An 11,113-nucleotide genomic window follows, 5' to 3' on the forward strand; every position below is an offset into this window, starting at 1 on the left:
CGCCTCTCGGTTCGGGTCCTGGCGACGAGTCACAACTCTCAGGCTTCGCTGGCAACGATCTGCTCAATGGTCCAGGGATGAAATTTCACGGTCACCTGCCCGTCCGTCACGGCCAGCGTCGGGTTAGGCAGACGCTCGCGCTCGCCTTTGGGTGAACTCGTCTTCACAAAAATCCCTGGCTTGCTTAACCCGTCGTCTGACAGCAGGGCCAGGGCGCGCGCGTTCAACGTTTCCGGCTCACCCGGAAGGACGATTTCAATATGCTCCCACCCTTCGTGCGGATAGCGTTTCTCGCCCGGCCACGGCAGTTCAACCACGGTGAACTGCCAGTGCGCCACGTTCACCGGTTCATGCAGCTTAAAAAGGCAAATGGGGCGTCCATTGATGATGTTCTCAGAGAGCAGCTCGCCGCACTGTTCAAACCCGCGACGCCAGCGCTCGGCGGTGGCGTTCTGGTGACAGCGCAACGAAATGTGATCCGCCTCAAGCGGCGCGATATCCAGACCAAGACGGGTGGCAAGTTCTGTGAACGCCTTTGTGAAGCGCGGTAAATCTGCGGAAATATCATGCAGTTCGTCAATGGATTGCCAGTTCGCCATAAGTCAGTCTCTTTTCGTGTCGCAAAGCCGCTAATTTACTCCGTTGCCCCGTTTTGACCAACCGCAGAATCCGGCTTTTTATGACTGCATGGTTATGCACGCTTTCTTAGCCTGGATTCTGAGCAATCTTCAGGCCCCGCAATGCTGACGCCAGAAGGCATTTGCAGTATACTCCCGCCCTAAATTCTTTAACTGGCGCGGGCGGTTGTAAGCCCGCATCAAAAACGTAAGGTATCCAGGTGAATATTCAGGCTCTTCTCTCCGAAAAAGTCAGTCAGGCACTGATTGCCGCAGGCGCGCCTGCGGATTGCGAACCGCAGGTTCGTCAGTCAGCGAAAGTACAGTTTGGCGACTATCAGGCTAATGGCGTGATGGCAGTGGCTAAAAAACTGGGCATGCCGCCGCGACAGCTCGCTGAGCAGGTACTGACGCATCTGGATCTCTCCGGCATTGCCAGCAAAACCGAAATTGCCGGTCCGGGCTTTATCAATATTTTCCTTGAGCCTGCATTCCTGGCGAGCCACGTTGACGCGGCGCTGAAGTCTGACCGTCTGGGCGTTTCCCAGCCGGAAGCGCAGACCGTGGTGGTCGACTACTCTGCCCCGAACGTGGCGAAGGAGATGCACGTAGGCCACCTGCGCTCCACCATCATCGGTGACGCCGCGGTGCGCACCCTTGAGTTCCTCGGTCACAAGGTGATCCGTGCGAACCACGTGGGCGACTGGGGCACCCAGTTCGGCATGCTGATTGCTTACCTGGAAAAACAGCAGCAGGAAAACGCGGGCGAGATGGCGCTGGCGGATCTGGAAGGGTTCTACCGCGAAGCCAAAAAACACTACGACGAAGACGAAGCCTTTGCCGAGCGCGCGCGTAGCTACGTGGTGAAGCTGCAGGGCGGCGATCAATACTTCCTCGAGATGTGGCGCAAGCTGGTTGACATCACCATGTCCCAGAACCAGCTTACCTACAACCGTCTGAACGTGACCCTGACACGAGACGACGTGATGGGTGAAAGCCTGTATAACCCGATGCTGCCCGGCATTGTGGCGGACCTGAAAGCCAAAAACCTGGCGGTGGAGAGCGAAGGCGCAACGGTGGTGTTCCTTGATGAGTACAAAAACAAGGAAGGCGAACCGATGGGCGTGATTATCCAGAAAAAGGATGGCGGCTATCTCTACACCACTACCGATATCGCCTGCGCGAAATACCGTTACGAAACCCTGCACGCCGACCGCGTGCTGTACTACATCGACTCCCGTCAGCACCAGCACCTGATGCAGGCGTGGACTATCGTGCGTAAAGCCGGTTACGTGCCGGACTGCGTGCCGCTGGAACACCACATGTTCGGCATGATGCTGGGTAAAGACGGCAAGCCGTTCAAAACCCGCGCGGGCGGCACCGTGAAGCTTTCCGATCTGCTGGACGAAGCGCTGGAACGCGCCCGCCGTCTGGTGGCCGAGAAGAACCCGGACATGCCTGCTGACGAGCTGGAAAAATTGGCTAACGCCGTCGGTATCGGCGCGGTGAAATACGCGGATCTGTCCAAGAACCGCACCACCGACTATATCTTCGACTGGGACAACATGCTGGCGTTTGAAGGCAACACGGCGCCGTACATGCAGTACGCCTATACCCGCGTGCTCTCCGTGTTCCGTAAGGCGAACATTGATGAAAGCGTGCTGGCGAATGCGAGTGTGACCATTACGGAAGATCGCGAAGCGCAGCTGGCGGCGCGTCTGCTGCAGTTCGAAGAGACGCTGACGGTTGTCGCGCGTGACGGGACGCCGCACGTGATGTGTGCTTATCTGTACGATCTGGCGGGTCTGTTCTCCGGCTTCTACGAGCACTGCCCTATCCTGTCGGCAGAAAACGAATCGGTGCGCAACAGCCGCCTGAAGCTGGCTCAGCTGACGGCGAAGACCCTGAAGCTGGGTCTGGATACCCTGGGTATCGAGACCGTAGAACGTATGTAATACAAAAAACCCGGCAGTCGCCGGGTTTTTTATTATCAGAAGTATTTCCGCAAATACTCCGTCAGACACAGAATCGCCATCGCCTGTCCGTACGGCATAGACGTCAGCGGGATCTGGCGATAGAACTCAAGATCGCTGCCCATGCCCGTACCGAACGACGTTTGCAGCAACTCCCCTTCCGGCGAGATATTTTTCACGATGCCGCGAATCGCTTTTTCAGCAACGTCAGCATATTCAGGCTCAACGTAGCGCTTCCTCACCGCTTTCAGGATCCCGTAGGCAAACCCGGCCGTAGCGGATGCCTCCAGGTACGAGTTCGGATCGTCCAGCAGCGTATGCCACAGGCCGCTCTCGTCCTGACATTTCGCCAGCGCGGCAATCTGCGCATTCAATACCTGCGCCAGGTAGCGGCGCACGGCGTTGTTTTCAGGCAGATCAACCAGTTCGAGGAAGTCGGGGATCACGATGGTGAGCCAGCTGTTGCCGCGCGCCCAGCGGGCATTGGCAAAGTTATGGTTGCCGTCGTAATTCCAGCCGTGGAACCACAGCCCGGTCTCCCGGTCCATCAGGTTCTGCACGTGCAGCAGGAACTGATACACCGCCTCTTCAACGTACTCCGGTTTGTTGAGCAGCTTGCCGATTTTTGCCAGCGGCAGCACCGTCATCATCAGCGTATCGTCCCACATCTGCTGATGGTTCTCTTCCGCCAGCGTGATGTGCTGCATGCCGCCGTGTTCGGTGCGCGGCATTTCGGTCATCGCCCACTCCGCCCAGCTTTCCAGCCACGGCAGCCAGGCCGGGTTTTTGGTCTCTTCGTAGCGATAGGCCAGCGTCAGGAACGGCGACATGGTATTGACGTTTTTGGTGGTGGCGCCTTCCGCAAAGCGGTCGGTAAACCAGCTGTCGATAATGTTACGCATCCCTTCGTCGCCGGTCTGGCAGTAGTACTGCCAGATACCATACAACCCGACGCCGTGCGTCCACTCCCATCCGGCCCAGCCTTTGGTGTCGATCACGCGTCCGTCGTCCAGCCGCAGCAAAAACTCCCCCGTTTTGTCGTGGATATTGACCAGGTTGTGCGTCACCTTTTGAATCAGCGATTTCAGCTCATCCCTGGCAATAAAGCGTTCGGGCTGGCGCAATAACGGGCTATGTTTGACAGGCCAAACTTTCATCATCTTAACCTCTGTTGTATGTCGAATTGAGTATCGCGCGATCCTTCAGCGAAGGTGCCGCTGGCTTATTGCGGTTCAGATAGCCGATGTTGTTATTGCCCCACAGTGATTCATAAGGCATACCGGCCAGCATCTCGACGGTGGCGCGGGCGTGTGGCGTCGCTGACTCCGGCATCGCATGACCAGATTCACGCATTTTCGCGGTCTCCTCGCGCAGCGTGCTGTGGGTCTGCAAATTGAGCTTGAAGCGCAGGGAAACGAGGAAGCCGCAGAACAGCACCAGGATGGTGCCCACGCTCAGGATCATCAGAATGGTGTGGCTCACTTCCGCAGGCTGTACCTTCTGACCGCTGACAAAGCCGGACATTTGCATCACGATGCCCACCAGCATCACCGCACCGGCCTGAGATGCCTTACGGGTCAGGGTCATGATGCCGGCGAAAATCCCTTCGCGGCGCTGGCCGGTGATCGCTTCATCCACGTCAGCAATATAGGTATAGGTATTCCACGGTACGTAGTTGATACCGCCGCGGCCGAGGCCGGCAATGGCAGAAACCAGCAGAAGCAGAGAATAGATATCGCTCAGTCCCGCATAATAGAGTACGGCGTAAGAAATAGAGGCCAGGCCAAACAGCACCACCACCATGCGGTAGGACGGCGCTGGCCCGAAGCGAATACACAGCGGGATCATCCCGATCACGGCGAGGAACTGGAAGATAGCCATCGTGCCGAGCAGGTTGGACGCCATTGACGCTTCCTGCATCAGCACAAACACCACGTAGTAGGTAAAGACTGCGTTAAATACGTCCTGCGCGATGTAGCCGCCGAGGTACATCCCAAGATGCTGGCGGAAAATCTTGATGCGCAGCGTCGAGCTTAATTCGACAAACAGACGATTTATGCTCTGGCCCAGCGTCAGCTTCTTCTTCTCTTCTTCGGCACGCAGCGCCGCTTCAGACCACTCCTCACGCGGGCGCTCCCAGGTAAAGAACCAGACAAAGGTCAGCATCAGCGCGCACAGCACGGAGAAGACCAGGCTTGCGTAAAAGAACGAGACGGCGTTGTCTTTCCCGAATTGCGTGAGCAGGATCCCCGGCAGGAAGGAGGCCAGAATGGCGGACATTTGCGCCATAGAAATACGCGCCCCGGAAAACTTGGTTTTCTGTTTGAAGTCGTCGGTCATTTCCGGCACCAGCGTCTCGTAAGGCACCAGAATCATGGTGTAGACAATATCAAACACCAGATAGGTCAGCAGGTAGTACCAGAAATTCATGTCCCCCACCCACATCAACGAGTAGCTGAACACGCACGGAATACCCAGCAGGATAAAGAACTTACGGCGACCAAAGCGCTTCCCAAGCCGGGTTGTACCGAAATTATCCGTCAAAAAACCCATTAACGGGCTGACAACGGCATCCAGCACCCTCGCAGCGGCAAAGATGAAGGTTGCTTCAATCGGTGTGAGTCCACAGAAGGTGGTATAAAAATACAAAAGCCAGGCCGCCGTCAGGGCGGTAGTACCCGCCCCGAGAAAATCGCCTGACCCGTAAGCAAGGTAATTTGCGAGTCCAATTTTACGTGTTTTCATTGCCGTCAACCCTAATCAATTTTAGGAGACTCCCTGTAAGCAAACCTCATCCGGGAGTTTTTACACGGCTACAGTAAATGCATCGACTTCTTCATACCTTTCTGTTTCTGCCATCACAAAGAGGGTGAATGGCAAAAATGCAAAGAGTATCGTCACGCGTGTCACTGATTTATAAAACAGTGTTTCTATTGCATCAAAAGGTGAGGTCAATTTTGCGAGCCAGCCATCAGAATTGCCTGACGGCTGGTGAAAAGGCAGGCGGTTAGCGGTAGTTCACGATGACAGAATTGCTCTGCACCTTCAGCGCCGGCATTAAGCGTCCCCCGCCCGGCACTTCCCAGATAAAACGCAAAGGTTCAACGGCCGGCACGCCGTTGAACGCCTGCGTTGTGCCATTTTCGCCGTCGATTTCCGTGCAGCGGCTCTGTGTGCAGAGGCGCACCCGAAGGCCGGCTGGCGTTGGGCCAATCAGCCTGTAGTTCCACACCACCATCCCCATCAGGCCAGAAACCGTTTCAGAAGGCGACAGCGGACCAGAAGACATGGCGACACCGCGGTTGCTCAGGGTCACGCCCATGCTGCTTGCCTGCCAGCTCCCTTCTCCGGCAGCCTGAGCCGTCAGCGGGAAGAGCAAAATCCATAGCCATTTACCCATCATTTTCCTCCAATCGTCGCCGTCATGCGGATATGGCGGTTATCCGACAGTTCCAGATTCGACAGCACAACCAGCTGGTTCAGGCTGCGGCGCAGGAAGCGTGACAGCAGCGGGCGCAGCGCGTGGTTGACCAGCAGCACCGGCGGCGCGCCCAGCATCTCCTGACGCGCCAGCGCCTCCTGGGTCTGCTCCAGCAGACGATCCGCCAGGCCTGGCTCCAGGCCGCCGCCGCCCTGCAGAGCCTGCAGCAGCAGGCGCTCAAGCGGCGTATCGAGGCCAATTACCTGGACTTCGCCGGTTCCCGGGAACCACTGCTGGGTGATCGCCCGCCCCAGCGCCACGCGCACCACCGCCGTCAGCTCGTGCGGATCGCTCTGCAGCGGCGCGTGCTCGGCAAGGGTTTCCAGAATGGTACGCATATCGCGGATCGGCACTTTTTCCTCGAGCAGGTTTTGCAGCACCTTGTGCAGCGTGGTTAACGTCAACACGCCCGGCACCAGGTCTTCCGTCAGCTTCGGCATCTCCTGCGTTACGCGGTCGAGAAGCTGCTGCGCTTCCTGACGGCCAAACAGCTCTGCCGAGAATTGACCAATCAGATGATTAAGGTGTGTTGCCACCACGGTACTGGCTTCGACAACCGTATAACCCTGAATTTGCGCCTGCTCTTTCAGCGCGCTTTCGATCCAGATTGCCGCCAGGCCAAAGGCCGGATCGACGGTTTGCTCGCCCGGCAGCGTGCCTGCTGCAGTGCCAGGGTTAATAGCCAGCCAGCGGCCCGGATAGGCATCGCCGCTGCCAATTTCCACACCCTTCATCAGAATGCGGTAGCGCGCGGGCGGCAGGTCCATATTGTCCTTGATGTGAACCACCGGCGGCAGGAAGCCCATGTCCTGGGCGAATTTTTTACGGATACTGCGGATGCGCCCAAGCAGCTCGCCATCCTGCTGGAAATCCACCATCGGGATCAGGCGATACCCGACCTCCATTCCCAGGGAATCTTCCAGCTGAACGTCGTTCCAGGTCGCCTCTACGGCCTGGGTGTTCTCCGGCATTTTTACCGGAACCGGATCCGCAGCCGGTTTGGTCTCACGGCCACGCATCCACCAGGCCAGCCCCAGCAGCCCCGCCGTAAACAGCAGGAACACGAGGTTTGGCATCCCCGGCACCAGCCCGAGCAGCCCGAGCACCGCAGCCGCCAGCAGCATGACGCGCGGGTTACTGAAGAGCTGGCCCACCATCTGTTCGCCAACGTCCTGATCGGTACTGACGCGGGTCACGATAACACCCGCCGCAGTGGAGATAACCAGCGCCGGGATCTGGGCGACCAGACCGTCACCAATGGTCAGCAGCGTATAGCTCTCCGCCGCGCGGCCCATGTCCATACCGTGCTGCAGTACCCCCACCAGCAGGCCGCCGACCACGTTAATCACCATGATCAGGATGCCCGCGATGGCATCGCCGCGCACAAACTTACTCGCACCGTCCATCGAGCCGTAGAAGTCCGCCTCCTGGGTCACTTCCGCGCGGCGCTTTTTCGCTTCATCTTCGGCGATAAGCCCGGCGTTCAGATCGGCATCGATCGCCATCTGCTTGCCCGGCATCCCGTCCAGCACAAAGCGCGCGCCCACTTCCGCGATACGCCCCGCACCTTTGGTGATAACCATAAAGTTGATGATAACGAGGATAACGAACACCACGATACCGATAGCGAAGTTCCCGCCCACCAGGAAGTGGCCGAAGGCCTCGACCACCTTACCCGCCGCTGCCGCACCGGTGTGGCCTTCCATCAGGATGATACGCGTGGAGGCCACGTTCAGCGCCAGTCGCAGCAGGGTGGTAAACAGCAGAATGGTCGGGAACGCGGCGAACTCCAGGGTGCGCTGGGTGAACATCGCCACCAGCAGCACCATAATGGACAGCGCAATATTGAAGGTGAAAAGCAGATCGAGGATGAACGCCGGGAGCGGCAGTACCATCATCGACAGAATCAACAGGATGAGGATCGGCCCGGCAAGGATCTGCCATTGGGTCGATTTCAGGTTGCCGGGCAGGCGCAACATTGCCACCAGATTAGCCATCAGTGTCCTTCTCGTTCATAAAATCCAGCGCGGCAGGCACCGGAAGGTTCTCAGGTTTGACGGGCCGTTGACCGCCGGCCAGACGCCAGCGCTTCAACTGCCATACCCAGGCCAGCACTTCCGCCACCGCGGCGTAGAGCTGTCCAGGGATCTGTTGTCCGATATCCGCGTGGCGGTAGAGGGCGCGCGCCAGCGGAGGCGCCTCCAGGATCGGCACGCGGTTTTCGGTGCCGATTTCCCGGATGCGCAGTGCAATCAGCCCCGCCCCTTTCGCCACCACTTTCGGCGCGCTCATTTTGTTTTCGTCATAGCGCAGCGCCACGGAATAGTGCGTCGGGTTGGTAACGATGACGTCCGCCTTCGGCACATCTTCCATCATGCGGCGACGGGCGGCGGCACGCTGCATCTGGCGGATGCGCCCCTTCACGTGCGGGTCACCTTCCATCTGCTTATATTCGTCGCGAATGTCCTGACGCGACATTCGCAGTTTCTTGAAGTGGGAATAAAGCTGGAAGATAACGTCAAAACCCACCATCGGAATAATGCTGAGCACCACCAGCAGCGCGCAAAGCCCGACCAGGTTCAGCGCATTGCTCATCGCGGTAAGGGGCGACTCGCTGATAAGGCGCATCATTTCGGGCCAGTGGTACCAGAGAAAAAAACCTGCGGAACTGCCCATCAGCACCGATTTGAGAATGGCCTTGAGCAGCTCGGCCCCGGTTTGCGCCGAGAACATTTTCGCAATGCCCGGGAGCGGGTTCAGCTTCGAAAATTTGGGTTGCAGCGATTTTCCGCTAAAGACCAGCCCGCCCAGCATCACCGGGGAGACCAGCGCCACCAGCACCACGCCGGTAATCAGGGGGAGCAGCGCAACCATGGCCCCTTTTATCAGCTGAATAATCTGGCTGAGGATTAAATTCGGGTCGTTGACCATGCTGTGGTCAAAACGTAAGCCGGTGGAGAGCATCCCCGCCAGCTTGCGGGCGAGCGACTCCCCGCCCCACCAGATAATGCACACCCCAACGATAAGGATCAGCAGGGAGGTCAATTCTCGGGATCGGGGGATCTGCCCTTCCTCACGCGCTTTTTCAAGTCGGTGGGGTGTGGGGGCTTCCGTTTTGTCGTCGTTCTCTTCTGCCACAATGCATGCTCAGCCCATTACGTCACGGGTATCATGCCAGTCCCCTGCCTCATCAATGGGCTGAAAAAGCCCTATAACCGCGTTCTTTTATCCAGTTCAAAGCCAGGCTAAGCACAAGCAAAGAGGAAGAATGGAGGAATAATGATCGATCGGCTCCAAAAAGCCGTTTTTTAGCATGATTTTTTATTGAAAATGAACTTAGCAAAAATTAATTATGACCTGTGAGGCTTAATATTCAGAAAAGAATTCTCACAAAACGCCATTTTTTTTAATTATTGGATTATCAAAGTGCTAAATCTATGTAAATTTAATAAGTCAGGGATATTTATCATATAAGTCTCATTAATTTACAAAAATCCACACGAGCATTATCATATATAATATGTATTTTGCCCTGCGCTTACCTAAGGAAAATTACCCGCTATACTTCGGAACGGCGTAATTTGACCTCCCCCTCAAATTGCATGCCCTATATTTTTAAACTCAGGAAATTTTGCAGATGGACTTCAAAAATAACATTATTGCAGGTGTTGTGCTTGCCACCATTTCGATGGGTACTTTTGCTGCCGAAATGAACGCAGGGACGATTCACTTCACGGGTCAAATTATCGAACCTAGCTGTACCATTGAAGGTGATAATGGTACAGACAGTACTGTGCCTTTAGGGACGTATCCAAAATCGGTATTTACTGAAGTCGGTAAAGAAACCGATCTTATGGATTTTACTATCACGCTCGCAAATTGCCCGCTTAAAAGTGATGGCCTCCCTGCTGTACAGTTAACATTTAATGGTCAAACAACTCTAACAGGTTCAACGACTTTGCTGGATGTCAGCAAGATCACCACCGAGGGTGAAAAAGCCGCAACAGGAATTGGTATCGCTGTAAGTCCTGCCGGTGATGCAACAAAATTCATTGCTTTCGACGGCAGTGAAGAGCAGGTCAAGATCACATTGCCGACGATAAAAGACGATCAAATTCATGCAGACTTCACAGCACGCTACAAATCCTTTGCGGCGACTGTTGAGCCGGGGGCGGCAGATGCCGATCTAACCGTGAATATTCTTTATCGTTAATATCAGCAATTAACGCATTCTCTTATTAAACATTTTTCAGGCGCATTTACCTGGAAAGAAAACGCCGGTAATAGCTCAAAAACAGGGCTATTACCGTTAATTTATGAGTCAATGATTGCAGGCTTTTTTTATGCGCAAACTACCGCACATATTTTTCTGTCTTATGTTCAGCTTGAGTTCAATTAGTCATGCGGCGGGTATTCAGATTGGACGCACACGCATCATTTATAATGCGGACAAAAAAGAGATTGCCCTGCCACTGGTGAACAAGGACAACGCTCTGCCCTGGCTGGTACAGTCATGGACGGATACGGGTGACGGTAAAACGCGCGGCCCCTTCATCATTACCCCACCGCTTTTCCGTCTCGATCCTCAAAAAGAACAAAGTCTTCGCATCGCATGGAATGGCACCGTATTGCCAGACGACCGTGAAAGTATTTTCTACATGAATATTCGAACCATTCCAGCGACGGCAAAAGAGGACAGCGATAAAAATGTTATGCTGTTGATCTATAAAACGCGGCTGAAGCTTTTCTGGCGGCCAGATGGTTTAAAAGGAACGCAAGGAGAAACCTGTAAAAACCTGCATTTTAAGCGGCAAAACAATGAGCTGCAGGTGATCAACGAGGGTGCGTACTACAGTACGTTTGACAGCTTATATGTAGGCAACGCAAAGGTTGAAAAGGCCGATATGGTAGCCCCCGCTTCCGCGATCTCCGTTGACCTTCCAAAAAATATCGCAGGAAACCGCGTGAGCTGGCGCTGCATCACCGACTATGGAAATGCCTCAGATCAATACACCTCCACATTGGTTCAGGAATAAAACGAT

9 protein-coding genes are annotated in these 11,113 nt (G+C 55.5%); 3 read left to right on the plus strand and 6 right to left on the minus strand.

The window, feature by feature from the left end; all coding sequences use genetic code 11:
* Positions 1-38: 38 nt before the first annotated feature.
* Positions 39-599 (minus strand): VOC family protein, encoded by a 561-nt coding sequence (locus tag USG84_RS07545; protein WP_151412591.1) that lies wholly within the window; start codon positions 597-599, stop codon positions 39-41.
* Between the two features lie 239 nt (positions 600-838).
* Between USG84_RS07545 and argS the strand changes: the two genes are divergently transcribed.
* Positions 839-2,572 (plus strand): arginine--tRNA ligase, encoded by a 1,734-nt coding sequence (gene argS, locus USG84_RS07550; protein WP_253542566.1) that lies wholly within the window; start codon positions 839-841, stop codon positions 2,570-2,572.
* Positions 2,573-2,607: 35 nt separating this feature from the next.
* On the opposite strand, the gene USG84_RS07555 is transcribed toward argS, so the two are convergent.
* The 5 genes from USG84_RS07555 to flhB form a co-directional block, all read right to left on the minus strand.
* Complete coding sequence (locus USG84_RS07555) at positions 2,608-3,747, minus strand: glycoside hydrolase family 105 protein (protein ID WP_151412609.1); 1,140 nt, start codon at positions 3,745-3,747, stop codon at positions 2,608-2,610.
* Between the two features lie 4 nt (positions 3,748-3,751).
* A complete protein-coding gene (locus USG84_RS07560) occupies positions 3,752-5,335 on the minus strand; it encodes an MFS transporter (protein ID WP_151412590.1) in 1,584 nt (527 codons plus the stop codon).
* Between the two features lie 262 nt (positions 5,336-5,597).
* On the minus strand, positions 5,598-5,990 hold the full coding sequence (gene flhE / locus USG84_RS07565; RefSeq protein WP_151412608.1) for a flagellar protein FlhE: 393 nt from the start codon (positions 5,988-5,990) through the stop codon (positions 5,598-5,600).
* Entirely contained in the window at positions 5,990-8,068 is a 2,079-nt protein-coding gene (gene flhA, locus USG84_RS07570) for a flagellar biosynthesis protein FlhA (protein ID WP_061097861.1), read from the minus strand. Before flhA ends, flhE begins: the two co-directional genes overlap by 1 nt.
* Positions 8,061-9,209 carry a flagellar biosynthesis protein FlhB gene (gene flhB / locus USG84_RS07575; RefSeq protein ID WP_041909432.1) on the minus strand — a complete coding sequence of 383 codons (1,149 nt, stop codon included), beginning with the start codon at positions 9,207-9,209 and terminating at the stop codon, positions 8,061-8,063. Before flhB ends, flhA begins: the two co-directional genes overlap by 8 nt.
* A 499-nt stretch (positions 9,210-9,708) precedes the next feature.
* Here flhB and USG84_RS07580 point away from each other — a divergent pair, with 499 nt between their 5' ends.
* Both USG84_RS07580 and USG84_RS07585 read left to right on the plus strand, forming a co-directional pair.
* On the plus strand, positions 9,709-10,284 hold the full coding sequence (locus USG84_RS07580; RefSeq protein ID WP_061097859.1) for a fimbrial protein: 576 nt from the start codon (positions 9,709-9,711) through the stop codon (positions 10,282-10,284).
* Between the two features lie 130 nt (positions 10,285-10,414).
* Positions 10,415-11,107, plus strand: a complete 693-nt coding sequence (locus USG84_RS07585; RefSeq protein ID WP_151412587.1) for a molecular chaperone — start codon at positions 10,415-10,417, stop codon at positions 11,105-11,107.
* The last annotated feature ends 6 nt before the right edge of the window (positions 11,108-11,113 follow it).

The sequence above is a fragment of the Enterobacter sp. 168J2 genome (assembly GCF_034107265.1).
GTDB lineage: Bacteria > Pseudomonadota > Gammaproteobacteria > Enterobacterales > Enterobacteriaceae > Enterobacter > Enterobacter nematophilus.

Coding starts and splice junctions, on each gene's coding strand:
- USG84_RS07545 (WP_151412591.1), bottom strand. CDS start 599: ATGGCGAACTGGCAATCCATTGACGAACTGCATGATATTTCCGCAGAT.
- USG84_RS07555 (WP_151412609.1), bottom strand. CDS start 3,747: ATGAAAGTTTGGCCTGTCAAACATAGCCCGTTATTGCGCCAGCCCGAA.
- USG84_RS07560 (WP_151412590.1), bottom strand. CDS start 5,335: ATGAAAACACGTAAAATTGGACTCGCAAATTACCTTGCTTACGGGTCA.
- flhE (WP_151412608.1), bottom strand. CDS start 5,990: ATGGGTAAATGGCTATGGATTTTGCTCTTCCCGCTGACGGCTCAGGCT.
- flhA (WP_061097861.1), bottom strand. CDS start 8,068: ATGGCTAATCTGGTGGCAATGTTGCGCCTGCCCGGCAACCTGAAATCG.
- USG84_RS07580 (WP_061097859.1), top strand. CDS start 9,709: ATGGACTTCAAAAATAACATTATTGCAGGTGTTGTGCTTGCCACCATT.
- USG84_RS07585 (WP_151412587.1), top strand. CDS start 10,415: ATGCGCAAACTACCGCACATATTTTTCTGTCTTATGTTCAGCTTGAGT.